The sequence below is a fragment of the Paenirhizobium selenitireducens ATCC BAA-1503 genome (assembly GCF_000518785.1).
Taxonomy (GTDB): Bacteria; Pseudomonadota; Alphaproteobacteria; order Rhizobiales; family Rhizobiaceae; genus Allorhizobium; species Allorhizobium selenitireducens.
The window spans coordinates 370510-394166 of the sequence record NZ_JAEG01000001.1 but is presented as its reverse complement, the minus strand read 5'-3'; the positions used below and the strand labels follow the sequence as shown (position 1 = coordinate 394166).

Annotated in this window: 20 protein-coding genes; 12 read left to right on the top strand and 8 right to left on the bottom strand. The window is 65.3% G+C overall.

Annotated features, from left to right (window positions below; genetic code table 11):
- Window positions 1–7: 7 nt before the first annotated feature.
- The 3 genes from L867_RS0101945 to folE all read right to left on the bottom strand — a co-directional run bounded on the left by L867_RS0101945 (window position 8) and on the right by folE (window position 2164).
- Window positions 8–967: a patatin-like phospholipase family protein gene (locus tag L867_RS0101945; RefSeq protein WP_028735318.1), complete on the bottom strand. Its 960-nt coding sequence runs from the start codon at window positions 965–967 to the stop codon at window positions 8–10.
- A gap of 103 nt (window positions 968–1070) precedes the next feature.
- Complete coding sequence (hisI, locus tag L867_RS0101940) at window positions 1071–1532, bottom strand: phosphoribosyl-AMP cyclohydrolase (RefSeq protein ID WP_028735317.1); 462 nt, start codon at window positions 1530–1532, stop codon at window positions 1071–1073.
- A gap of 26 nt (window positions 1533–1558) precedes the next feature.
- Complete coding sequence (folE, locus tag L867_RS0101935) at window positions 1559–2164, bottom strand: GTP cyclohydrolase I FolE (protein WP_037172465.1); 606 nt, start codon at window positions 2162–2164, stop codon at window positions 1559–1561.
- 278 nt (window positions 2165–2442) lie between these two features.
- Here folE and L867_RS0101930 point away from each other — a divergent pair, with 278 nt between their 5' ends.
- The 4 genes from L867_RS0101930 to thrS all read left to right on the top strand — a co-directional run bounded on the left by L867_RS0101930 (window position 2443) and on the right by thrS (window position 5831).
- Entirely contained in the window at window positions 2443–2892 is a 450-nt protein-coding gene (locus L867_RS0101930) for an iron-sulfur cluster assembly scaffold protein (protein WP_028735315.1), read from the top strand.
- Between the two features lies 1 nt (window position 2893).
- A complete protein-coding gene (gene yidD / locus L867_RS24330; RefSeq protein WP_037172321.1) occupies window positions 2894–3277 on the top strand; it encodes a membrane protein insertion efficiency factor YidD in 384 nt (127 codons plus the stop codon).
- Window positions 3278–3282: 5 nt separating this feature from the next.
- Window positions 3283–3702 carry a DUF2267 domain-containing protein gene (locus L867_RS0101920; protein WP_028735314.1) on the top strand — a complete coding sequence of 140 codons (420 nt, stop codon included), beginning with the start codon at window positions 3283–3285 and terminating at the stop codon, window positions 3700–3702.
- A 122-nt stretch (window positions 3703–3824) separates the two neighbouring features.
- The gene (thrS, locus tag L867_RS0101915; protein ID WP_028735313.1) at window positions 3825–5831 is read left to right on the top strand and encodes a threonine--tRNA ligase; all 2007 of its coding nucleotides are present in this window, start codon (window positions 3825–3827) and stop codon (window positions 5829–5831) included.
- A gap of 354 nt (window positions 5832–6185) precedes the next feature.
- Here the strand turns inward: thrS and L867_RS0101910 are convergent, their stop codons facing one another.
- Window positions 6186–7133, bottom strand: coding sequence for a hypothetical protein (locus L867_RS0101910; protein WP_028735312.1), 948 nt, complete (start codon window positions 7131–7133; stop codon window positions 6186–6188).
- Window positions 7134–7242: 109 nt separating this feature from the next.
- Here L867_RS0101910 and L867_RS0101905 point away from each other — a divergent pair, with 109 nt between their 5' ends.
- Entirely contained in the window at window positions 7243–7827 is a 585-nt protein-coding gene (locus L867_RS0101905) for a nitroreductase family protein (protein WP_028735311.1), read from the top strand.
- Window positions 7827–8450 carry a flavin reductase family protein gene (locus L867_RS0101900; protein ID WP_028735310.1) on the top strand — a complete coding sequence of 208 codons (624 nt, stop codon included), beginning with the start codon at window positions 7827–7829 and terminating at the stop codon, window positions 8448–8450. Before L867_RS0101905 ends, L867_RS0101900 begins: the two co-directional genes overlap by 1 nt.
- Here the strand turns inward: L867_RS0101900 and L867_RS26280 are convergent.
- A complete protein-coding gene (locus L867_RS26280; protein ID WP_146086573.1) occupies window positions 8441–9172 on the bottom strand; it encodes a hypothetical protein in 732 nt (243 codons plus the stop codon). The two genes, L867_RS0101900 and L867_RS26280, sit on opposite strands and share 10 nt — an antisense overlap.
- A gap of 110 nt (window positions 9173–9282) precedes the next feature.
- Between L867_RS26280 and L867_RS0101890 the strand changes: the two genes are divergently transcribed.
- A complete protein-coding gene (locus tag L867_RS0101890; RefSeq protein WP_028735308.1) occupies window positions 9283–10416 on the top strand; it encodes a DUF2336 domain-containing protein in 1134 nt (377 codons plus the stop codon).
- Between the two features lie 22 nt (window positions 10417–10438).
- On the opposite strand, the gene L867_RS0101885 is transcribed toward L867_RS0101890, so the two are convergent.
- A complete protein-coding gene (locus L867_RS0101885; RefSeq protein ID WP_028735307.1) occupies window positions 10439–10879 on the bottom strand; it encodes an alpha/beta hydrolase family protein in 441 nt (146 codons plus the stop codon).
- A 111-nt stretch (window positions 10880–10990) separates the two neighbouring features.
- Here L867_RS0101885 and L867_RS27260 point away from each other — a divergent pair, with 111 nt between their 5' ends.
- Window positions 10991–11167 (top strand): hypothetical protein, encoded by a 177-nt coding sequence (locus tag L867_RS27260; RefSeq protein WP_156951550.1) that lies wholly within the window; start codon window positions 10991–10993, stop codon window positions 11165–11167.
- A gap of 93 nt (window positions 11168–11260) precedes the next feature.
- Here L867_RS27260 and L867_RS24320 read toward each other — a convergent pair whose 3' ends face one another.
- Window positions 11261–15811 (bottom strand): Ig-like domain-containing protein, encoded by a 4551-nt coding sequence (locus L867_RS24320; RefSeq protein ID WP_169734059.1) that lies wholly within the window; start codon window positions 15809–15811, stop codon window positions 11261–11263.
- Window positions 15812–16155: 344 nt separating this feature from the next.
- Window positions 16156–18219, bottom strand: a complete 2064-nt coding sequence (gene parE / locus L867_RS0101870; protein ID WP_028735306.1) for a DNA topoisomerase IV subunit B — start codon at window positions 18217–18219, stop codon at window positions 16156–16158.
- Between the two features lie 238 nt (window positions 18220–18457).
- Between parE and L867_RS0101865 the strand changes: the two genes are divergently transcribed.
- The 4 genes from L867_RS0101865 to L867_RS0101850 all read left to right on the top strand — a co-directional run bounded on the left by L867_RS0101865 (window position 18458) and on the right by L867_RS0101850 (window position 22549).
- Window positions 18458–19345: a phospholipase gene (locus tag L867_RS0101865; RefSeq protein ID WP_028735305.1), complete on the top strand. Its 888-nt coding sequence runs from the start codon at window positions 18458–18460 to the stop codon at window positions 19343–19345.
- Window positions 19346–19504: 159 nt separating this feature from the next.
- On the top strand, window positions 19505–20278 hold the full coding sequence (tpiA, locus tag L867_RS0101860; RefSeq protein ID WP_037172318.1) for a triose-phosphate isomerase: 774 nt from the start codon (window positions 19505–19507) through the stop codon (window positions 20276–20278).
- Window positions 20279–20381: 103 nt separating this feature from the next.
- On the top strand, window positions 20382–20777 hold the full coding sequence (secG, locus tag L867_RS0101855; protein ID WP_028735303.1) for a preprotein translocase subunit SecG: 396 nt from the start codon (window positions 20382–20384) through the stop codon (window positions 20775–20777).
- Window positions 20778–20911: 134 nt separating this feature from the next.
- The gene (locus tag L867_RS0101850; protein ID WP_084638416.1) at window positions 20912–22549 is read left to right on the top strand and encodes a CTP synthase; all 1638 of its coding nucleotides are present in this window, start codon (window positions 20912–20914) and stop codon (window positions 22547–22549) included.
- The last annotated feature ends 1108 nt before the right edge of the window (window positions 22550–23657 follow it).

Here is a 23657-nt window from a genome sequence, read left to right as displayed (position 1 = left end):
GGGAGCGTCAGCGGGCGAAGGCTTCCTGCATGCGTTTCAGTTCGCCGATGCGGGCCTGCGCTTCCTCGTAACCGCGATCGATCGCTTCACCGGCCTTGTGGAACTCGGACAGGCCGATCTCGTTGACGCGCGGATGAAGCGCCAGGTCCGGCGGGTCGCCGGCGAGGCGGGCGCGCGAAATGCGATCCTGGATGATGTTGAAGGCCTGTACCATGACGCCGGTCAGGCCGACCTTATGGTGGTCCTTGGGCGCGTCGTTCAGGCTGTCGGGCAGTTCGCTGGCGCGATGCTTGACGACCGCGGAGCGGCCGAACACGTCGTATTGCAGGTTGACCGCCATGACGAGCGGCTGCTCGTAGGCGCGGCACACCGAGACCGGGACCGGGTTGACGAGCGCGCCGTCGATCAGCGTGCGATTGTTGCATTTCACCGGTTCAAAAATGCCGGGAAGCGCGTAAGAAGCGCGGAGCGCGGTGATCAGGTTGCCGCCGTCGATCCACACTTCATGGCCGCTGTTGAGTTCGGAGGCCACGGCGACGAAGGGTTTTGGCAGGTCCTCGACCATCAGCCCTTCCAGATGCTCCTGCATGCGCTTGGTCAGCCGCATGCCGCCCAGAAGGCCGGCGCCGCCGATCGTCAGGTCGAGCAGCGATGCGATCCGCCGCATGGTGAGCGAGCGGGCGAAGGTTTCGAGTTCGTCGAGCTTTCCGGCCAGGTAGCAGCCGCCGACCAGAGCGCCGATCGAAGTTCCGGCGATCATGCCGACTTCGATCTCGGCCTCGTCCAGCGCACGCAAGACCCCGATATGGGCCCATCCGCGCGCAGCCCCTCCGCCAAGTGCCAGCGCGATCTTCGTCTTCTTCGGCTTTTCGGGTTCTTTCACCGATGGAATGCCGATCGTCGGCCCATCGCCAGCCGGCTGCACCGAACGCGATGCCGTGCCGTTCCTCATACTCCAGTTCAGCATATCCGCACACCCTTATGGCTGAACAACTCCCAGTGCATCATTAGCGCACTGGATGTTTACCAATTCGTTTAGCGGTCGGCCAGAGTCGTTCGAATCCGGAACGTCAGGCCTTGTCCGGCCGGCCATAGACGTCAGTGGGATCAAAATGCCGGTGATCGTCAGTGATCTCCAGCCGCGCCTCGCCCTCGACGAGGCCGACGCTGCGATAGAAGCACGAGCGGCGCCCGGTGTGGCAGGTCGCGTCGTGGCCGGCGACCTCGACCTTCAGCCATACGGCATCCTGGTCGCAATCCGTGCGGATCTCCCGGACCGTCTGCAGGTTGCCGGAGCTTTCGCCCTTCTTCCAGATCTTGCCGCGCGAGCGGCTGTAGTAGTGGGCGATGCCGGTTTCGAGCGTCAGGGCCAGCGCCTGATCGTTCATGTGGGCGACCATCAGCAGTTCGCCGTCCCGCGCATCCGTTACGACGGCAGTCACGAGGCCGTTGGCGTCGAACTTCGGCGTGAAGCGGCCATCTTCCTCAAGCGCGTGCTTGTCGGCAGGTGGCGGATCGAAGGTCATGGCCATCGGTCAGGTCCTCAAAGAAAAAGCGGTCAGCGGCCGCGCACCATCGACATGAACCGCGCCTGTTCTGCGGCATTGTCCTTGAAGCGGCCGGTGAAGGTGGTGGTGAGCGTCGTCGAGCCCGATTTCTGCACGCCCCGCATGGCCATGCACATATGCTCGGCCTCGATGAACACGGCGACGCCCTTGGGTGCCAGGGTCTCGTCGATCGCCGCGGCGATCTGGGCGGTCATGGCTTCCTGCGTCTGCAGGCGGCGGCCGAACACGTCGACGACGCGGGCGATCTTCGACAGGCCGAGCACGCGGCCGTCGGGCAGGTAGGCGACATGCGCCTTGCCGATCACCGGCAGCATGTGGTGCTCGCAGTGCGAAAAGAACGGGATGTCGCGCACCAGCACGATGTCGTCATAGCCGGCAACTTCACCGAAGGTCGTGCCGAGCACGTCCTCGATGTCGGCATCGTATCCGGCGAAGAGTTCGCGATAGGCGTTGACGACGCGCTTTGGTGTGTCGAGCAGGCCCTCGCGCGCCGGATCGTCGCCGGCCCAGCGCAGCAGCACCCGCACGGCGTTTTCCGCCTCTTCGCGGCTCGGCCGCTGGTCCACGGGGACGATTTTGTTGACGCTGGCATCCATGCCCATGGTCTCCCGGTCCTTGAGGTTCCGGACCGCCTGTTTCGACTTTTCCGCCTGTAAATGCGTAACTCGGTTCATCTTGGCAAGTCCGTTCTTCCGATTTTCGCTCCGGCGCAGGCATTTGCGCGTGATTTGTTTGGACCGAGTTCTGACCTTACATATAATAGCGACTTGGGAAGTGTGAAGGAACACGGGCGCAACACAGTGTCGCGCAGGTGGCGACAATCCGCTTCGCACCCAATGACGTATAGCCGTTTCAGGAAAGCTCCAGGCCGATCATGGACGACATTTACAATTCCAGGATTCTCGAATTCGCCGGCAATATCGAGCGGACGGGAAAGCTCGCCGATGCCGATGCCAGCGCCGAGAAGCACTCGAAGCTGTGCGGTTCGCGGGTCAAGGTCTATGTGAAGATGGCTGATGGCCTGGTCAGCGATTTTTCCCACGAGGTGAAGGCCTGCGCGCTCGGACAGGCTTCGTCGTCGATCATGGCGCGCCATGTGATCGGCGCGACGCCGGCGGAAATCCGCCAGGCGCGCATCGACATGCTCGCCATGCTGAAGGACGGCGGCGAGGGGCCTTCCGGCCGGTTCGAGGACATGCGCTTCCTGAAGCCGGTCAAGGACTACAAGGCCCGCCACGCCTCCACCATGCTGACCTTCGAGGCGGTGGTCGACTGCCTCGACCAGATCGAGCCGAAGGGCGCGGCCGTCGCCGTGGCCGGCTGAGATGTGCAACGCCCCGGGATGCGGGCATTCCGGCAAGGAGCCCGGCGGTCAAAGCCGCTCGCGCAACTGGTCCGGACCGTTCGCCAAGACCCCCGACCGGCTGCTCGGCATGGGCCTCATCCGCCTCTACCAGCTGACGCTGTCGAGCCTGATCGGCAATTCCTGCCGTCACATGCCGACCTGTTCCGAATATGGCTATGAGGCGATCGCCCGCCACGGCTTGTGGTCGGGCGGGTGGCTGACGCTGTTTCGGGTTGGCCGTTGCGGTCCGGGCGGCACCTGGGGTGTCGATCCGGTGCCGGAACAGCTGCCCCGCGACGTGCGCTGGTGGGCGCCGTGGTCCTACTGGCGGGCGGGGCGGAAGACGGGCGAGAAGGAGCACTGATCCTCATGCCCATGCCGATGGAATACCGACAGGCGTCGCGGGATTTCGACAGCTTCATGGAGGACCTGCGCGACACCTCGATGCTGACGACCACGCACCAGGCCTATACGATGCTGCAGGGCGTGCTGCAGGTCTTCCGCAGACGTCTGACGGTGCAGCAGGCGCTTTGCTTCGCCGATGTCCTGCCGCCCGTGCTGCGGGCGATCTTCGTCAGCGACTGGAACGTGGAGGAGCCGATCAGGGCCTTTGCGTCGCGCCAGGCGATGAGCCGCGAGGCAAGGGAGCTGCGCCCGGACCACAATTTCTCCACCGAAACCGCCATAGCCGATGTGGCATCCGCCCTTCGCCGCCATGTCGATCCCGCGGCGTTCGAGCGCGTCCTGGCGAGCCTGCCGCCCGCGGCGCGGGCTTTCTGGACGCCGTGATCGTCCAACATAATCTTTACTCACGGCCGTTTTGGCATTATCACCCGGCGCGTTGATAGCCGGCCGAGCCGGTCTTTTTTTACCACCCGCATTGGTTGGCGGGACTGGATAAGGAGCAAACCATGTCAGAATCCGTTTCCCTCACATTCCCCGACGGTTCCGTCCGCGCTTACGCCGCCGGCACGACCGGCCGCGAGGTTGCCGAAGCGATCTCCAAGTCGCTGGCCAAGAAGGCGCTCGCCATCACGCTCGACGGCACGCTGCGCGACCTGTCCGACCCGGTCGAAACCGGCGCCATCGAGATCGTCACCCGACAGGATCCGCGCGCCCTCGAACTCATCCGCCACGACACGGCCCATGTGATGGCCGAGGCGGTTCAGGAATTGTGGCCCGGTACCCAGGTGACCATCGGTCCGGTGATCGAAAACGGCTTCTACTACGACTTCAAGCGTGTCCATCCCGACACGCGCGAGGACTGGCCCTTCACGCCCGAAGATCTGCCGAAGATCGAGAAGCGGATGAAGGAGATCATCCAGCGCAACAAGCCGTTCACCAAGGAAATCTGGTCGCGCGACAAGGCCCGTGACGTCTTTGCCGACAAGGGCGAGGCCTACAAGGTCGAGCTCGTCGATGCGATCCCGGCCGACCAGGACCTGAAGATCTATTTCCAGGGCGACTGGTTCGACCTGTGCCGCGGCCCGCACATGGCGTCTACCGGCCAGATCGGCACGGCCTTCAAGCTGATGAAGGTGGCCGGCGCCTACTGGCGCGGCGATTCCACCAAGCCGATGCTGACCCGCATCTACGGCACGGCCTGGGCCGAGCAGGAACAGCTCGACAACTACCTGCATATCCTCGCGGAAGCGGAGAAGCGCGACCACCGCAAGCTCGGCCGCGAAATGGACCTGTTCCATTTCCAGGAAGAGGGCCCGGGCGTCGTCTTCTGGCACGGCAAGGGCTGGCGCATCTTCCAGACGCTGGTGGCCTATATGCGCCGCCGTCTGGCCGGCACCTACCAGGAAGTCAACGCGCCGCAGGTGCTCGACAAGTCGCTGTGGGAAACCTCGGGTCACTGGGGCTGGTACCGTGACAACATGTTCAAGGTCACCGTCGCCGGTGAGGAGCACGAGGACGAACGCGTCTTCGCGCTGAAACCGATGAACTGCCCGGGCCATATCCAGATCTTCAAGCACGGCCTGAAGTCCTACCGCGAACTGCCGGTCCGCCTCGCCGAGTTCGGCAATGTGCACCGCTACGAGCCGTCGGGCGCGCTGCACGGGCTGATGCGCGTGCGCGGCTTCACCCAGGACGACGCGCATGTCTTCTGCACCGACGAGCAGTTGGCGGCCGAGTGCCTGCGCATCAACGACCTCATTCTCTCGGTCTACGAGGACTTCGGCTTCAGCGAGATCGTCGTCAAGCTGTCGACCCGTCCCGACAAGCGCGTCGGCTCGGACGACCTGTGGGACCGCGCCGAATCGGTGATGACGGAGGTGTTGCAGCAGATCGAGGCGCAGTCCGGCGGCCGCATCAAGACCGGCATCCTGCCGGGCGAGGGCGCCTTCTACGGTCCGAAGTTCGAATACACGCTGAAGGACGCCATCGGCCGCGAATGGCAGTGCGGCACGACGCAGGTCGACTTCAACCTGCCGGAACGCTTCGGCGCCTTCTACATCGACCAGAACTCGGAAAAGACCCAGCCGGTGATGATCCACCGCGCCATCTGCGGCTCGATGGAACGGTTCCTCGGCATCCTGATCGAGAACTTCGCCGGTCACATGCCGCTGTGGCTCGCACCGGTCCAGGCGGTCGTCGCGACGATCACCTCGGATGCGGACGACTACGGCCGCGAGGTCGCCGAGGTGCTGCGCGAAGCGGGGCTTGCCGTCGAGACTGACTTCCGCAACGAGAAGATCAACTACAAGGTCCGCGAGCATTCGGTAACCAAGGTTCCGGTGATCATCGTCTGCGGCAAGCGCGAGGCCGAAGAGCGCACCGTCAACATCCGCCGCCTCGGATCGCAAGACCAGGTGTCGATGACGCTGGACGAGGCGATCGCATCGCTCAGCCTCGAGGCAACCGCGCCTGACCTGAAGCGCAAGCTGGCGGCCAAGGCTGCCAGGGCCTGATCTTAGCCATGGTGCCGGCCTCAGGCCGGCGCCTGAAATGGAAAGGGTCGCCTATTTCCCGGGCGGCCCTTAGGCTACTGACTGCCCCCCTGCCAGCTTTTCCTTGGTTGTGCCATTGCCGGAGCGTGCGGCGCCTGTTGCTGGATTCCCTCTTCTCCCCAGCGGGGAGAAGTGCCGAGCGGATGCGAGGCGATGAGGGGGGCGGAAGCCATTTTGCTTAGCGCCAAGGGCCCCCTCATCCGGCGCTGCGCGCCACCTTCTCCCCGCTGGGGAGAAGACGAGTGGATATCGCTGCGGCCCTTTCGTATGCAAGGTCTTGCCCGGATCTGTCTCGGTCACGAACCCTGTCGCGCCTCACTGCGTCAGCAGGATCTCCACGTCTTCGTTGCGCCCGGCGTCCACGGTGAAATCCTTCTGGTAGATCTTTTCCTTGTTGCGGGCGACGGCCGTGTAGGTGCCTTCGGCGAGCACCATGACCGGGAAGGCGCTGACGCTTTCGGCGACGATATCGCCCGAACCGGTCAGCACCGACCAGGCGGTGTCGGCGATCGCCTCGCCGCCAGCCTCGGAGACCAGCTTGAGATTGATCTGCGAGGCGCGGTGCTGGATCATCGCTTCGGTCAGCTTGCCCGCCTCGACCTTGATGTCGGCGCGCACCACGGCGTTGACCGCGCCATATTCGGAGACGATGTGATAGGTGCCGGCATTGAGCCGGACGATGGTGTCGGCTGGCACGTCGGCCAGCACCAGGCCACGCTCGCCGTCGGCCTGCGCCTCGGACGAATAGACGTCGAACTTGAGGTCCTTGGCCGGGATTCGGGTGTCGGGGCCTGACACGGCGTTGAGCAGGATGCCGCCGGCGTCGAGTACGAGCACCTGCTTCTCGACGTCGCCCGCGGTCGGGATGGTGAGCTTCTTGGTCGCCCCGGCGCGGCCGAAGGAGACGTTGACGAAGTAGTCGCCGGGGGAAAGCTGGAAGTCGGCGGAGCCGCCCTCGGCGCTGGCCAGCAGCGGCAGCTTGCCGTCGGCGCCGGGAATGGGGCTGAACACCCGCCAGGAAAGACCCTGCTGCATCGCCTCGCCGTCGCCCGTCAAGCGTGCCTCGAGGCTGACATTGCGCGCCGAGCTCGGCTGGATCGCGGTGCCCATATTGGGTGAGAAGGCATTGAGCTTCGGCATCTTGACCGAGCCGTCGAGCTGCTTGAATGCCTTGAATGCGTCTTCGCCGCGCGCCGGGCTCAGGACGAGGAGCAGGGTCGCCACGACGAGAACGAAGCGGGCTGCAAGGGAATGGCCGTTCATGGATGACACAACTGGTTGACTTCCTCTCCAATGGCAGCAAGTTCAATCCCAATGCGGTGGCAATTTCAAGACGTCGCAGCCGCCAGAAGAGCCGTGAAAGTGTCCGAATATGAAAAATGATATCAAGCTGATCGATTATCTTGCCGTGCGCCGCTCGGTGCCCGCCTTCCAGATGTGCGAACCGGGTCCGTCGACCGCCGAGATCGAGCAGATCCTGACGCTCGCCGTGCGCGTTCCCGACCACGGAAAAATCGCGCCCTGGCGATTCGTCGTCTATCGCGGCGCCGAGCGCGCCCGTATCGGCGAGGCGCTTCTGGCCATGGCGCTCGAGAAGAATCCCGAACTGTCCGAGGAGATGATCGCCGTGGAGCGCGCGCGCTTCACCCGGGCGCCGGTGGTGATCGGCGTGATCAGCACCGCCGGTCCGCATATGAAGATCCCCGAATGGGAACAGCTGATGTCGGCCGGCGCGGTCTGCCTCAACCTTCTGATGGCGGCCAATGCCCATGGCTATGTGTCGAACTGGCTGACCGAATGGTTCGCCTATGACCAGAAGGCCCATCCGCTGCTCGGCATCCGGCCGGGCGAGAAGGTCGCCGGCTTCATCCACATCGGCTCGACGACGTTCCCGGTCACCGAGCGGCCGCGCCCGGCACTGTCCGACATCGTCACCTGGGTGGGCAACGAAGGCTGATGTTCTATGATACGGAAAGCAACCGGCACGGTCTGGCGCATGATCCCTTCAAGGCGATCGTCGCGCCGCGGCCGATCGGCTGGATCGGCACCAAGGGGCGGGACGGGAGTTACAACCTCTCGCCCTATTCCTTCTTCAACGCGGTCAGCGACCGGCCGAAGATCGTCATGTTCTCGTCGAGCGGCCGCAAGGATTCGCTGCGCAATGCGCAAGAGACCGGCGTGTTCACGGCGAACTTCGTCAGCGCCGATCTTCTTCATCCGATGAACGCGTCCTCCGTCGCGGTTCCCTATGGCACGGACGAGTTTTCCATCGCGGGCCTCACCCCGGTCATGGGGCAACTGGTCGATGCGCCCTATGTCGGTGAGGCGCATGCCGTGCTCGAATGCCGGGTGACGGAGATCCATACTCTGAAGACCATCGAGGGCGAAGACAGCGACAGTCACGCGGTCTTCGGCCAGGTGGTCGGCATCCATATCGACGAGCGCGTGATCCGGGACGGCCGGTTCGACGTGGGTCTCGCCCGCCCGGTGACGCGGCTGGGCTACATGGATTATGCCGAGATACAGCCGGTCTTCGAGCTGTTCCGGCCGCAGGCGCCGGCCAAGCCGGATCAGCGGTAGGCGGCGTCGATCGCCGCCAATTGCTCCGGGTTTTCCGTGGCCAGGATACCGAAGCCATCGGCACGCGCGCGGGCACAGGCCTCGCCCAGCGCCTCACCTTCAAGAGCCGGGTCGAGCCAGTCCAGCGCGGCCACGCCCGCCTTTGCCGCGGCCAGGACCGTCAGCCCCCCGCTGAGCGAGACCGCGCTGGAGGCGCCTGGAGCCGGCGAGTGCCGCTCGATTCCGAAAGTGGCCGCAAGAACCGCTGCATTGCGGCCAATGGCCATCAGGCGCGGCGTCCTGCCGGCTAGGCTGCCGGCATCGAGCAGGCCAGCCGGATTGTCGCCGACGATGGCGAGAATGACGGTTCCGCCGGGATCTTGCCCGGCGACGGCTTCCGCCACCGAGAGCATCACATCCATCCTTTGCAGGTCGGCACCATTCCTGACGCCGGTGACGATCAGGCCGTCAGGGCGCGCGGGGATGACGATCGCAAGGCGCTCGTCCAGCCGATCGGCATCAAGTCCCGAATCGACAGCAATCAGTATCGGAATCTCGGGATGGGCCTGCCGATGGCGGAGAATCATCTCTGCGGCCAACGGCCAGTCGGCCACGGCATTGCCGGGCAGGATCGCCAGCGCATCGGCTTTCGGCGGGCAGGCGACATCGTTCGTACTGACGGGCATGACGAGGATCGCGCGCAGGAGGCGGCCGGCAAGGCTGAAACCAGGGGGAATGGGCAAGTCGACCTCGGGGTTAATGAACATGGTGAACCAAATCTAAACGTTTTGCCGCTAGCTTCAAACCGTGGCCGCTCGGCCATGCGTGTTCTCTTCGCGGATTGGGTTGTTCAGTGATCGTTGCGGCTTTTCTTCGGTGGGTGGAAACGGCAAAGGCAGGAGACAGGGCGCGCGCGGCCAATGCGCTGGCAAGGGCCTATCTTCGCTCCGCCATGGCGCCGCCGGAGCGCAATGCCGCCCATGTGGCGATGACCTATCTGCTCGATGATCCGTCGCCGCGTGTGCGTCTGGCGCTGGCCGAGGCGCTGGCCGATTCGTCCGATGCGCCGCGCGCCCTGATGGTGTCGCTGTCCGAGGACCAGCCGGAAATCGCCTCGCTGCCGATCCTACGTTCGCCCGTATTGTCCGATTCGGATCTGGTGGATCTGGCCGGCCGTGGCAACGGCGTCACCCGGGCGCTGATCGCCGCCCGGCCTGGCCTTTCGCGCGGCGTCGCCGGTGCGCTGGCTGAAATCGGCGATGCCGAAGAGGTCGTTGTCCTCCTTGAGAATCAGAGCGCGAGCATTGCGCGGCTCACATTGAAGCGCATCGCCGAACGCCATGGCGGCCATGACGGCGTGCGCTCGCTGCTGCTCGATCGCCCCGACCTGCCGGCGGCGGTCCGCCAACTGCTGGTCCAGTTCGTCGCCGACGCCCTGTCGGGCTCGGCCTTCGTGCGTGCGGCGATCGGCGCGCGACGGATCGAACGCATCACCCGCGAGGCGGGCAGGGCGGCGACCATCGCCATCCTCGGCTCGGTCACGGCCGACGAGCTTCCGGTGCTGGTCGAGCACCTGCGCGCCGAAGGGCGCCTCACGCCCGCCTTTTTGATGCATGCGCTTTGTGTCGGGCGCACCGATTTCTTCGCCTCAGCCCTGACGACGCTGTCGAGCCTCGAAGAACGTCGTGTCCGCTCGATCCTCGCCACGGCGCGCTATCATGCGGTGCGCGCATTGCTCGAATCGGTCGGCCTGTCGCGCGACATCAGTTCGGTCTTCGTCGAAGCCATTCTGCTGTGGCGCAATGCCGTGCAGTCGGCGAGCGCCGACATGGACAATATCGCGCCGCTTCTGATCGCGCGCCAGCACAGCCTCGGCGCGCTCTCAGCGGCGGCCGGCGAACTGATGGACATGGTGGCGAAACTGGCGATGGCCGAGGAACGGCGTCGCGCGCGAGACTATGCGACCGGGCTCGTCCTGGCCGCCTGAGGGAGCGGCCGGTGATCGGCCCTTAGCGCGAAATCTTCTTGGCGACCCAGGAATAGCTGTCGGCGACGACGTGCAGCGGTGTCTCGAACACCATGCGGATGTCGGCCGTGTCGGGCAGAACCTTGCGGATCTTGCCGACGGCGCGGGCGGCGAGCGATTGGCGTTCTTCCTCCGGCAGGGTTGCCGCCGGTCCGGGCAGCGGCGCGATCTCGGTCGCGGCCTCGGCCGGCTGGTTGGCGTCGGCGGGCGGTGACGGGATCTCCGCCGTCTGGCTTTCCGGCGGCTGGCACACCGCGACCAGCATGGGGTAGTTCACGCCCGAGAACCCCGCCAGGATCTTCTCCGAAGCCGCGTCGCACAGCGCGACCGATACGAAGTGCTCCTGCGCGGTCGCGACATAGTGGCATTGAGTGACGTTGTCGTCGCAGCCGAGAATGGTCATGACAATAATGGCGGTCTGCATGGGGCTTGTCCGATATCTTCTGGGCCGGCGCTCCTGGGCGCCGATGCGAGTTCAAACAGAGGATTGCAGCCAAAGCAAGATGGGTTCCGCAGCATGGCGGGGGCCTGGCCAATGCCGGCACTGGTCTACTTGGTCTCGATCGCCCCTTGCGGAACGGCGGTGCGCGCCATCGGCAACCTCGCCGTCGGCACCGGCATCGACCCGGCCGGCCATACGCGGCGCATGGTCGCCCTGCTGATCGACGGCCTCAAATGCGGTGCTCGCCGGCAGGGCGAAGACGCGGTCTGAAGCAGGGAAGGCGCATGGACGTCCAACCCCGGCGACGCCCGCCCCCGGCGCGGCGCTGGGAGTATGGCGGCAGTCACGCTGGACCACCCCTGCCTAGAAGGCTTTCGACAGATTGACGTTGAACCTCTGGCTGGCCATGCCGTCGCGGTCGATGGTCGCGGCGTAACGACCGGTCAGGGTTCCGGCCCGACCGGAGGCAAGCGTCATGCCGAACCCGACGGTGAGGCGATCTCGATTGGTCGTGGAGCCGGGTATCACGTAGTCGATCGGCCAGCCGTCTTCCGCATAGGTCACCACCGTCTCCGACGTGTCGAGCATGTCGTGGGAAAAGTCGAGCGTGAGCTCCGGGGTGAGGACCAGATCGTCGAGGTCGATGTCATAGCCAAGGGACAGGCCAAGCGTCGCGGTCAGACTGTCGACCTGTTGGCGACCGAGCAGGGCGTTTTCCCAGTCGGCGCCGCTCTCGGCAACGCTGTCGAGGACCGAGCGCGATGCGGCGAGGCGGCCGTAGGTGGAGAGCGACAGGTCGCCGTAGCGGCTGTCGTAGCCACCGGTGACGGCGGCAAAGACCTGCCGGCCGCTGCGGTCGGCCTCTGCCTCGGCGCCCGTCGATGACGTGATGCGCAGCGAGGAGAAATCGAGCAGGCCGACACCGACCAGTCCGTCGACGAAGAAGCCGTTGCCCGGCTGGTAAAGGCCATAAAGCGTCGCGCTCATGGCCTCGTTCAGGCTGGTGGTGCCGACGTCGCCGATGTCGCTCCGGTCACGGCTGTAGCCGACGGCAAGACCGCCGATCAGTGTGTCGGTGAGACGGTAGTCGAGGCCGGCGGTGAGCGAGACCGTCGCATAGTCGAAGGCGCTCTCTCCGTTTCGGCTGTCGCCGTCGCCAAGGCTGACCGATCCGGCGCTCCAGAAGGCGAGGTCGCCGCCGGCGATCGGCGAGCAGCCGGCATTGGCGCCAACCGGCGCCTGGCCGTCGGCGCTGTCGGTCAGCGAAACCGAGACACTGTTCTCCAGGCAGGCTTTGCGGCGCAGGCTCTTCAGGTGGTCCGTGACGGTGTCGGTCTGGGCTTCCGCCAGGCGCTTTGCCGCTGCGGCCTGGGCTTCGACGAGGCCGACCAGATCGGCATCGGCCGAGAGGACCGGGCGGGCCGAGACCTGGAACTGGATGGCGGCTGGTGCCGAGGTGCCACTGGCACTGGTCAGCGTATAGGTCGCCACGGCGGTACCCGTGAAGTCGGGACTGGCGGTGAAACGCAGCGTGTAGCGGCCCGCGGCATAGGCTGTGGCGAAAGCCGCCGATCCGCTGGCGTCCGCGGTGTCGCCGAGCACGATGACGGCGGTGCCGGCCGAAGGCGGGGACAGCGAGATCAGGTCGGCGCCGGTGAAAGGACCGCCGGTTGCGCCGTCGGTCAGGTCGACCGTAGTCGTCAGGCCCTGGGTGATTGGCGCCGAGACGGAGGGGGCGACCGGCAAGGCATCTTCCACCTGCAACGTCAGGCCGGCCGTAGCGACGGCGCCATAGGCGTCGGTGACGGTCAGCGTGACGGAGAAACCGCCGCTTTCGGTCGGCGTTCCGGAGAGGGTCGCGGTCGCAGCGTCGAAGGTCACGCCCTCCGGCAAACGTCCGGCGATTGCGTGGTGATAGGGGGCGGTACCGCCCGCGGCTGCGAAGACCTGGCTGAACGCCTCGCCCTGTCGGAGCGTCAGCGTTCCGGTCGGGGTGAGGCTGATGCTCGGCCGGCTGACCGTGATCGATACTGTGGCGGTGGCGGAGGTGCCGGTCGCATTGGTGGCGCTGTAGGTGAAGGCGTCGGTGCCCGAATAGCCGGCGGTCGGCGTGTAGGTGATCGCCGTGCCGGTGACGGTCGCCGTGCCATGGGCGGGCGAGGTACCGATGGAAACGCTGGCGGCCGTTCCGCCGGAGAGAGCGAGCGCGATCGGATTGTCACGGCTGTTGGCTGCAACGGTCGCGCCGACATCGCCGGCAATCGGCGCGGCGATGGCAATGGCAAGCGTATAGGTCTGGCTGCCGGTCGCGCCATAGGCGTCCGTCGCTGTCACGGTGAAGGACTGGCTCTCCTCGGTCGTCGGCGTGCCGGAGAGTGTGCCGGTTGAGGCGAGGGCGAGACCCGCGGGCAGGGAGCCGGAGGTGACCGCGTAACTGTAGGGTGCCGTGCCGTTGACCGCGGACAGGGATTGGCTGTAGCCGACGGCCGCCGTGCCGCCGGGCAGGGTCGAGGGCGAGAGCGCCAGCGTCGCCGGTGAGACCGTGAGCGTCACGGTCGCCGCCGTCGAGGTGCCGCTGGCATTGGTCGCGGTATAGGTGAAGCTGTCGGTGCCGGAATAGCCGGCGGTCGGCGTATAGCTGATCGACGTGCCGCTCGCGGTCGCCGTGCCGTGGGCCGGTGCCGAGGCAACGGTGACGCTGCTGGGCGTTCCTCCGGACAGGCTGAGCGTGATCGCGTTGCCGCTGCTGTTGGCCGCGACAGTCGCGCTCACATCGCTGGCGATCGGAGCGGCGATGGCGATGTTGACCGTGTATCCGGGCGCACCCCAGGCGCCATATTGATCCGTGACGCCGAGGACGAAGGAGTAGCTGCCCTCGGTGGTCGGCGTGCCTGACAGAATACCCGACGAAGACAGCGCCAGACCGGGCGGCAGGGCACCGCTGTTCAGCGAGAAGACATAGGGCGCGGTGCCGTTGCCGGCCGTCAGCGTCTGGCTGTATACGACGCCAGCCGTTCCGTCGGAGAGCGTGGTAGGGCTCACGGACACCACCGGTGCCGTCACGGTGACCGATACGGTCGCGGTCGCCGAGGTGCCCGTTTCGTTCGTTGCGGTATAGGTGAAGCTGTCGGTGCCGGAATAGCCGGCGGTCGGCGTGTAGCTGATCGCGGTGCCGCTTGCCGCCGCCGTGCCGTGCGCCGGCGGCGAGGCGACGGTGACGGTGCTGGCGGTTCCACCGGACAGGCTCAGCGTGATCGGGTTGCCGCTGCTGTTGGCGGCAACGGTCGCGCTGACATCGCTGGCGACCGGGGCGGCGATGGCGATGTTGAGGGTGTAGGCCGGTGCGCCCCAGGCACCATACTGGTCGATCACGCTCACGACGAAGGAATAGCTTCCCGGCGTTGTCGGTGTGCCCGACAGGACGCCGGCCGAAGACAGGGTCATGCCGGGAGGCAGGCTGCCGCTGTACAGCGAGAAGGAATAGGGCGCCGTTCCGTTGCTGCCCGTCAGCGTCTGGCTATAGGCAACGCCCACGGTTCCGCCTGACAGAGCAGAGGGGCTAATCGTCACCACGGGCGCAGTCACGGCCACCGACACGGTCGCGGTCGCCGAGGTGCCCGTTTCGTTGGTTGCGGTATAGGTGAAGCTGTCGGTGCCGGAATAACCCGCGGTCGGCGTGTAGCTGATCGAGGTGCCGCTTGCAGTCGCCGTGCCGTGCGCCGGCGCCGAGACGACGGCGACGCTGCTGGCCGCGCCGCCGGACAAGCCGAGCGTGATCGGGGTATTGCTGCTGTTGGCCGCAACGGTTGCGCTGACATCACCGGCGACGGGAGCGGCGATGGCGATGTTGAGGGTGTAGGCCGGTGCGCCCCAGGCGCCATACTGGTCGATCACGCTCACGACGAAGGAGTACGAACCCTCGGTTGTCGGCGTGCCTGACAGAATACCCGACGAAGACAGCGCCAGACCGGGCGGCAGGGCGCCGCTGTTCAGCGAGAAGACATAGGGCGCCGTGCCGTTGCCGCCCGTCAGCGTCTGGCTATAGGCGACGCCCGCGGTTCCACTGGACAGAGCAGAGGGGCTGATCGTCACCACCGGCGCCGAAACCGAGATGGAAACGGTGGCGCTGTCTGAAAGGCCGGAGACGCTGTCGGTCACCGTATAGGTGAAGCCGTCGAGGCCGGAATAGCCGGCGGCCGGCGTATAGAGCAGCGTCGAACCGCTGATGCTGGCCGAGCCATGGCTTGGCGTCGAGACCGCGGTCACCGATTCACCGCTGGACACAGTGACGCTGATTGCGTTGCTGCTGCTGTTGGCGGCGACCGTTGCCGTTACGTCGTCGATGTGCGGGCCGACAGCGATCTTCATGGATTGCAGCGCGCTGTAGCCATCTCCGTTCGCTGCGTGGAACTGAAAGTATGAGGTTCCGCTTGCCGATGGTATCCCGGAGATTGTCCCACTTTGAGTGTCTAAGCTGAGGCCTGCCGGCAGAGTGCCGGCGCTGACCCAATATGTGACACTCTGCGATCCAGCATTGAAAGACGCCGTCACCGACTGGCTGTAAGCCTCTCCCTGCTTCGCGTTTGGCAAGGTTGATGAAGAGAACGTTATCTTTGGCTTCACGGTGATATGGAGCGTATCCGTGCCGACGGCCACGTTCGCGTCGTTATAGGCCGTGTAGGTGAAGACGTCCGTTCCGACAAAGCCGTTTCGAGCCGTGTACGTCACGTCGAAAGACAGATCGTATACCGGTTCGATCAGACCGACAGTGCTGGTATGATCATATCCGACAGCATTTTGACCGTAACTGTTGACGGGGATCCTGACGGTGTCGCCATAGTAGATGGTGTAGTAGAGATCTGCCGCCGCGGCAGGTGAGGATGAAACGCAGGCGATTGTCCAAAGCGCGAGCATCGCACAAGCCGCGATTTTTTGAATTCGGTTAAATCTCATCAATGGCATAGCTAGTTTTGCTCGCAGGGGCATGGGCCGCTGATCAGACCAGCGGTGGCGCGTCATTCCGAACGACGTCTAGCGTGAGGTGGGGTAATTCTGATCGCCCAATACTGGGTCGAAAGGAAATCCTAGAGGCCAAATGTGGGCTCTTTGCATGCCGCACACTTCGATAGCTAAGGGGCACGTAGAGAACACCGTTGACTTCTGTCGCAGAAGGTCAGGGGGAGGCAATGCTCGGCGCCCCAGGCGGCGGCCAGCCTCGGCAGTCGGTGGAGCGAGTGAGGCTAACCGGGCGAAGGTTGTTAGATGTCGAGATTATCCGCGAAGGCCGCTCGCTCCTGGATGAAGCGGAAGCGCGCTTCCGGCCTGGTGCCCATCAGCGCATCCACCGCATCGCGCGTGCCCTCGAAGTCGACATCGTCGATATCGACCCTGAGCAGCGTGCGCTTGGCCGGATCCATGGTGGTTTCCTTGAGCTGCGCCGGCATCATCTCGCCGAGGCCTTTGAACCGCCCGACTTCGACCTTCTTGCCCTTGAAAACCGTCTCCATCAGCTCGGCGCGGTGCGCGTCGTCGCGGGCGTAGACGCTCTTGGCGCCCTGGCGGATGACATAGAGCGGCGGCACGGCGAGATAGAGGTGGCTGCCGCGGATCAGTTCCGGCATTTCCTGGTAGAAGAAGGTGATCAGCAGCGAGGCGATGTGCGCGCCGTCGACGTCGGCATCGGTCATGACGATGATGCGCTCGTAGCGCAGGTCTTCCTCGCGGTATTTCGTCCGCGTGCCGCAGCCGAGCGCCTGGATCAGATCGGCGATCTGCTGGCTGGCGGTCATCTTGTCACGACCGGCGCTGGCGACGTTGAGGATCTTGCCGCGCAGCGGCAGGATCGCCTGGTTGGCGCGATTGCGCGCCTGCTTGGCCGAGCCGCCGGCCGAATCGCCTTCGACGATGAACAGTTCGGCGCCCTCGGCGGTGTTCTGCGAGCAGTCGGCCAGCTTGCCGGGCAGGCGCAGCTTGCGCACCGCCGTCTTGCGGTTGACTTCCTTTTCCTTGCGTCGGCGAAGCCGTTCCTCGGCGCGCTCGATCACCCAGTCGAGCAGCTTGGCCGCCTCGTTGGGATTGTCGGCGAGATAGTGGTCGAACGGGTCGCGCAGGGCGTTTTCGACGAGCCGCTGGGCCTCGACGGTCGCCAGCTTGTCCTTGGTCTGGCCGACGAATTCCGGCTCGCGGATGAAGACCGACAGCATGCCGACGGCCGAGATCATCACGTCGTCGGTGGTGATTTCCTTGGCGCGCTTGTTCTGCGTCAGTTCCGCATAGTTCTTCAGGCCCTTGGTCAGCGCAATGCGCAGCCCGGCCTCGTGCGTGCCGCCTTCGGCGGTCGGGATGGTGTTGCAGTAGGAATGCACCAGCGGGTCGCCGCCATACCAGGTGATGGCCCATTCCATCGCGCCGTGGCCGCCGGTCTTTTCCGTCTTGCCGGCAAAAATCTCGCGGGTGACGGTGAAGTCCTTGCCGAGCGTGGCGGCCAGATAGTCCTTCAGGCCGCCGGGGAAATGGAAGACTGCCTTTTCCGGAATGTCGCCGCCTTCCGCCACCATGCCCGGATCGCACGACCAGCGGATCTCGACGCCGCCGAACAGGTAGGCCTTGGAGCGGGCCATGCGGAAGATCCGGCCCGGATCGAACTTCGCATGGTCGCCGAAGATCTGCGGATCGGGATGGAAGCGCACGCGCGTGCCGCGCCGGTTGTGCACGTCGCCCAGCTCTTCCAGCCCGCCGAGCGGCACGCCGCGCGAGAAGCGCTGGCGGTAGAGCTTGCGATTGCGGGCCACTTCCACTTCGAGAAGGTCGGACAGCGCATTGACCACCGAGACGCCGACGCCGTGCAGGCCGCCCGAGGTCTCATAGGCCTTGCCGTCGAACTTGCCACCGGCATGCAGCTTGGTCATGATGACTTCGAGCGTCGACTTGCCCGGCACCTGCGGATGCAGCTCGACCGGAATACCGCGGCCGTTGTCGGTGACGGTGAGGAAGCCTTCGGCATCGAGATGCACGTCGATGAAATCGGCATGGCCGGCCACCGCCTCGTCCATCGAGTTGTCGATGACTTCGGCAAACAGGTGATGCAGCGCCTTCTCGTCCGTGCCGCCGATATACATGCCGGGACGCATGCGCACCGGCTCCAGCCCCTCGAGCACGCGGATCGACGAGGCGCCGTATTCGCTCTCGCTCGATGTGGCATTGGCCTTGGGCGCGGCGGTCGCCGGGCGCGGTGCCTCGGCCTTCGGCGCGGCCGCAGGCGAAGAGGCGTCCACCGGCTTCGTCACAAGCGGCAGGGCGGCGAAAAGATCGTTGTCGTCCATGGCGTCGTTCAATAATCTGTCCGTTGCGTCGGCTCAATCGGCAGGGCCGGGGGTCGCAAGCTGCCTCACGCCCCGATCGCTCTTGCGAATCAGCGGGATCATGCCAGAAAGGCGGGGCAGGCGCGACGGTGCCGACTGGCTGCCGCGAGGAATTCGTTCAAACCTTGCGTGTCGGTCGAGCTTTGCGTGCCGACATGGGCGAAGGCAAGGCCTGATCCCGCAAGGAGACCCCGCTTCGATGCAGATGTCCACAGCTCATTTCCGCAAGGCCGCCGTTTTGTGCGGGCTTCTCGGCGCGCTTGCCGCCGGCCCCGCCGGAGCCGAGGCTTTGCAGCCGTTCAAGGATGCGTTGTTTTCCCAGCCGATCGTGCTGGAAAGCCGCGATGGCGGCGATTTCGAGGTGGTCGACTACCAGGAACTGCGCGACATCAACGGCCGCGACCAGATCCCCGAGCGGCGGGTGAAATCGAAATATGTCGACCTCGGCGTCAAGCGCCAGCAGGTCAACGAAACCCTGCAACTGCCCTCCGGCAATCTGGAGGTCGCCCGCGTCGGCCCGGCGGACGCCGCCGCCTTCACCGTGATCTTCATCCACGGCCGTGGCGGCGACCGGCGGCTCGGCATCAACGACTTCTCCTTCGGTGGCAATTTCAACCGGCTGAAGAACCTCGCGGTCGAAAACGGCGGCGTCTACTATGCCCCGTCCGTCACCTCCTTCGACGCCGCCGGCGTCACGGCGATTTCCGCCCTGATCGCCCATGCCGCCGCCCGCTCTCCGGGCCGGCCGGTGGTGCTCGCCTGCGCCTCCATGGGCAGCTTCATCTGCTGGGGTGCCGCCCGCGACACGGCCACCGTTTCCCATCTCGCCGGCCTTGCCATTCTCGGCGGGGCGACCGACCCGTCCTTCATCGGCAGCGCCGCGCACAAGGCAAAGCTGCCGGTCTTCTTCACCCATGGCAGCCGCGACAGCGTCTATGCGCCGGCCGACCAGATCGACCTCTACGACCGGCTGCACAAGGCCGGCTATCCGACCCGCTTCACCCTGTTCGAGACCGGCTCGCACGGTACGCCGGTGCGCATGAGCGACTGGCGCTCGATCCTCAACTGGCTGCTGACGGCGCGGTGAAGTGGCGGGCTGCACGCAGGCTTTGCTAATTTATGCCGCAAAACCGCGTCGGATTTTCACCATATCGCCCGATTTGCAGGCGAATCGCGGCCACCGCGCTTTTCATCGCCCCCTTGATTTGCTAGGTCCGGGCTAACGTAGCTGGGGTGGGTTTTGACCATGACGACACCGAATGTCCGTCCGCTTGTCGCGGGAAACTGGAAGATGAACGGCACGCGTGCCTCGCTTGACCAGATCAAGGCGATGGCCGAGGGCGTGAAAGGCCCGCTGTCGGAAAAGGTCGAGACGCTGATCTGCCCGCCGGCGACGCTGCTCTATGTGGCGACCGCGCTCTGCGACGACAGCCCGCTCGCCATCGGCGCCCAGGACTGCCACCAGAACGCCTCGGGCGCCCATACCGGCGACATCTCGGCGGAAATGATCGCCGACTGCTTCGGCACCTATGTGATCGTCGGCCATTCCGAGCGCCGCACCGACCATGCCGAGACCGACCATCTGGTGCGGGCGAAGGCCGAGGCCGCCTATGCCAGCGAACTGACCGCGATCGTCTGCATCGGCGAGACGGCCGACGAGCGCAAGGCCAGCCAGACGCTGGACATTCTCAAGCGCCAGCTCTCCGGCTCCCTGCCGGACACGGCCACCGCCGAAAACACCGTGATCGCCTACGAGCCGGTCTGGGCGATCGGCACGGGGCTTACCCCGACCGTAACCGACGTCGAGGAGGCCCATGCCTTCATGCGCGCCGAACTCGTCAAGCGCTTCGGGGCGGAAGGTCAGAAGATGCGCATCCTCTATGGCGGTTCGGTCAAACCTTCCAACGCGAAGGAACTGATGGGCGTCGCCAATGTCGACGGCGCGCTGATCGGCGGGGCCAGCTTGAAAGCCTCCGATTTCCTCGCCATATACCGCGTCTATGAGGAACTTACCGCCTGAAAAGGCGGTGGGTGCTGCCGTTCAGGGCTTCCTTTGCCGTGGCCTCTCATGTAAAGAGCGGCCAACCGATTGATTATGCCCCTTTCGGGCAGGTGGAAAATTCATGCAGACCGTATTGATTGTCATTCATCTCATGATCGTGCTGGCGCTTGTCGGCGTCGTTCTGATCCAGCGTTCCGAAGGCGGCGGCTTGGGCGTCGGCGGCGGCTCCGGCTTCATGTCGGCGCGCGGCACGGCCAATGCGCTGACCCGCACCACGGCGATCCTCGCGACGCTGTTCTTCATCACGTCGCTGGGTCTGGGCCTTCTTGCCCGATACGAAGCGAAGCCGACCGACATTCTCGACCGCATCCCGGCCGGAACGGCGGTTCCGGGCGGCAACGTGCTCGACCAGCTTCCGGGTGCCGCTCCGGCGACCACGCCGGCACCTGCTACGAATGGTGCAGCCGCACCGGCCGCCCCCAAGGCCGATCCGAACGCCGTACCCACCGGCAACTGATCGCCTGACTTCTCATCGCTCCGGCGGGCTCTCGGGTCCGCCGGTTTTCTTTTGTGCATATTCCGCCCCGCTTAACAAAAAAGTGGGTAAAGGCCGATTTTGGGCTGGCGGAATCGAATTCGAAACGGTATCCGGTGAAGCCCATGGCGCGATATGTATTCATCACTGGCGGCGTGGTTTCCTCTCTTGGCAAAGGAATTGCGGCCGCGGCACTCGGAGCTTTGCTGCAGGCGCGGGGTTACCGCGTTCGACTGCGCAAGCTGGACCCCTATCTCAACGTCGATCCCGGCACGATGAGCCCGACCCAGCATGGGGAAGTGTTCGTCACCGACGATGGCGCCGAGACGGACCTTGACCTCGGTCACTACGAACGCTTCACGGGGCGTTCGGCCACCAAGACCGACAACATCACCACCGGTCGGATCTACAAGAACATCATCGACAAGGAACGCCGCGGCGACTATCTCGGCGCGACCGTCCAGGTCATCCCGCACGTCACCAACGAGATCAAGGATTTCGTCATCGAGGGCAATGACGAATACGACTTCGTCATCTGCGAGATCGGCGGCACGGTCGGCGACATCGAGGCCATGCCGTTCATGGAGGCGATCCGCCAACTCGGCAATGATTTGCCGCGCGGCACGGCCGTCTATGTCCACCTGACGCTGATGCCCTATATCCCGGCCGCCGGCGAGCTGAAGACAAAGCCGACCCAGCATTCGGTCAAGGAACTGCAGGCGCTCGGCATCCATCCCGACATCCTGCTTGTGCGCGCCGACCGCGAGATCCCGGAAGCCGAACGCCGCAAGCTGTCGCTGTTCTGCAATGTGCGGGCCTCCGCCGTCATCCAGGCGCTCGACGTCGCCAATATCTACGACGTGCCGATGGCCTATCACAAGGAAGGCCTCGACAATGAGGTTCTGGCCGCCTTTGGCATCGAGCCGGCGCCAAAGCCCCGTCTCGACCAGTGGGAAGAGGTCTGCAACCGCATCCGCACGCCGGAAGGCGAGGTGACCATCGCCATCGTCGGCAAGTATACCGGCCTCAAGGACGCCTACAAGTCGCTGATCGAGGCGCTCTATCACGGCGGCATCGCCAATCGCGTCAAGGTCAAGCTCGAGTGGATCGAGTCGGAAGTCTTCGAAAAGGAAGACCCGGCGCCCTATCTCGAAAAGGTCAACGGCATCCTGGTGCCCGGCGGCTTCGGCGAGCGCGGCTCGGAAGGCAAGATCCACGCCGCCCAGTTCGCCCGCGAACACAAGGTGCCCTACTTCGGCATCTGCTTCGGCATGCAGATGGCCGTCGTCGAGGCGGCCCGCCATCTCGCCGGCATCGAAAAGGCCTCCTCCACCGAATTCGGCAAGACCGAGGAACCGGTGGTCGGCCTGATGACCGAGTGGATGAAGGGCAATGCGCTGGAAAAGCGCGCCGCTTCCGGCGACCTCGGCGGCACCATGCGTCTCGGTGCCTACAAGGCCTCGCTCAAGAAGGGCACCAAGATCGCCGAGATCTACGGCTCGACGGAAATCTCCGAGCGCCACCGCCACCGCTACGAGGTCAATGTCGACTACAAGGACCGCCTCGAAGCCTGCGGCTTGGTGTTCTCCGGCATGTCCCCCGACGGCCTCCTGCCGGAAACCGTCGAATACCCGGACCACCCGTGGTTCATCGGCGTCCAGTACCACCCGGAACTCAAATCCCGCCCGCTCGACCCGCATCCGCTGTTTTCGAGCTTCATCGAGGCCGCCGTGGAACAGAGCCGGCTGGTCTGAGATCGGCCGGAGTTCCCCTTCTCCCCGCCCGCGGGGAGAAGGTGGCGGCAGCGGCAAGAGGGGCCGCGGGCCTGCCCTCATGCCAATGGCTTTCGTCGTGCGCCTTGGTGAGGCGTTTCCCGAGGCCGCCTCGCGGCGAGAGCCGCCGTCGTTCGCCCCTCGCGCTGAGGTGCCTGACCTCAAGGCCAGGCCTCGAAGCATCCCGCCCCACACGCCACACAGACGGGGAAGCCCAGCCCCGATTCCCCAGCAAAATCAGACGCGACCCGCCCCAATCTTCCCCGCCCACCAACTCCGGCCCTAAACTGACCTTGTTCCGTCGCGGATACACCACAAGGCGTTGTGGCGAGGCGGGGCCGGCGCCGGGGGAAGAGGAAGGACGCGAGAGCCTTTCCCCGGGGTCCGCGGAAAATGGTCTCCCCCTGGCGACGTGGGGGCAAGATTTTTGGGCTTTGGACGGCCCAAGACCTTGCCGGCCCTGACAGCGCGCCGGGAGCGCCTGTGTGGCGTGGCATGGTGGTAAGACCGGGTTGTCGAGGGTGTGCGGGCGTCCGCCGGTGAAAGCCGGGCCTGCCTTAAAAAATCCCCGGCAAGGGCCGGCGCCGCAGAGAGGCCGAAGTCGCGGGACAAAAACCGCCGAACGGGGCGCCTCCGGGTGTCATTTGAATTTTTTACCTTACGCGGCAGCCAGAGGCGCCCCGTCCGCTCAGGTTTGGCCTGGGCAAGAGGAAATGACAGCGGAACCGGAGGGCCAAAAAGCCCGGCCGGCGTTTCCGGCTGGGCAAGGGGCCGGCCCCAGGGTCGATCTCCCCCCTCGTGGGGGAGATGTCCGGCAGGACAGAGGGGGGCGACTTGGTACGACGCAGAATGGAGCACACCCCATATCTACGATTGCCGACCCGTCGCGAGCGATACCCCCCTCTGTCGGCTACGCCGACATCTCCCCCACAAGGGGGGAGATCGCACGCACCGTCAGCGCAAGGGGACCAAGCGCCAGAGTCATATCCGGAGGCAAGGGCCGGCAAGGCCCCGCCGCCCACAAACGCCGCTGTGCCGCCGTCATTGGATCATTCTTTCGCCACGCGCGTTGACCAAGCTCCACGCCTGC

Bases quoted from the DNA above. Each gene is read 5' to 3' on its own strand.
- L867_RS0101865 (WP_028735305.1), top strand. From the start codon at position 18,458: ATGCAGATGTCCACAGCTCATTTCCGCAAGGCCGCCGTTTTGTGCGGG.
- parE (WP_028735306.1), bottom strand. From the start codon at position 18,219: ATGGACGACAACGATCTTTTCGCCGCCCTGCCGCTTGTGACGAAGCCG.
- hisI (WP_028735317.1), bottom strand. From the start codon at position 1,532: ATGGCCATGACCTTCGATCCGCCACCTGCCGACAAGCACGCGCTTGAG.
- L867_RS0101930 (WP_028735315.1), top strand. From the start codon at position 2,443: ATGGACGACATTTACAATTCCAGGATTCTCGAATTCGCCGGCAATATC.
- secG (WP_028735303.1), top strand. From the start codon at position 20,382: ATGCAGACCGTATTGATTGTCATTCATCTCATGATCGTGCTGGCGCTT.
- yidD (WP_037172321.1), top strand. From the start codon at position 2,894: ATGTGCAACGCCCCGGGATGCGGGCATTCCGGCAAGGAGCCCGGCGGT.
- folE (WP_037172465.1), bottom strand. From the start codon at position 2,164: ATGGATGCCAGCGTCAACAAAATCGTCCCCGTGGACCAGCGGCCGAGC.
- L867_RS0101885 (WP_028735307.1), bottom strand. From the start codon at position 10,879: ATGCAGACCGCCATTATTGTCATGACCATTCTCGGCTGCGACGACAAC.
- L867_RS0101910 (WP_028735312.1), bottom strand. From the start codon at position 7,133: ATGAACGGCCATTCCCTTGCAGCCCGCTTCGTTCTCGTCGTGGCGACC.
- L867_RS0101905 (WP_028735311.1), top strand. From the start codon at position 7,243: ATGAAAAATGATATCAAGCTGATCGATTATCTTGCCGTGCGCCGCTCG.
- L867_RS0101945 (WP_028735318.1), bottom strand. From the start codon at position 967: ATGCTGAACTGGAGTATGAGGAACGGCACGGCATCGCGTTCGGTGCAG.
- L867_RS27260 (WP_156951550.1), top strand. From the start codon at position 10,991: ATGCCGGCACTGGTCTACTTGGTCTCGATCGCCCCTTGCGGAACGGCG.
- tpiA (WP_037172318.1), top strand. From the start codon at position 19,505: ATGACGACACCGAATGTCCGTCCGCTTGTCGCGGGAAACTGGAAGATG.
- L867_RS24320 (WP_169734059.1), bottom strand. From the start codon at position 15,811: ATGCTCGCGCTTTGGACAATCGCCTGCGTTTCATCCTCACCTGCCGCG.
- L867_RS0101900 (WP_028735310.1), top strand. From the start codon at position 7,827: ATGTTCTATGATACGGAAAGCAACCGGCACGGTCTGGCGCATGATCCC.
- thrS (WP_028735313.1), top strand. From the start codon at position 3,825: ATGTCAGAATCCGTTTCCCTCACATTCCCCGACGGTTCCGTCCGCGCT.
- L867_RS0101920 (WP_028735314.1), top strand. From the start codon at position 3,283: ATGCCCATGCCGATGGAATACCGACAGGCGTCGCGGGATTTCGACAGC.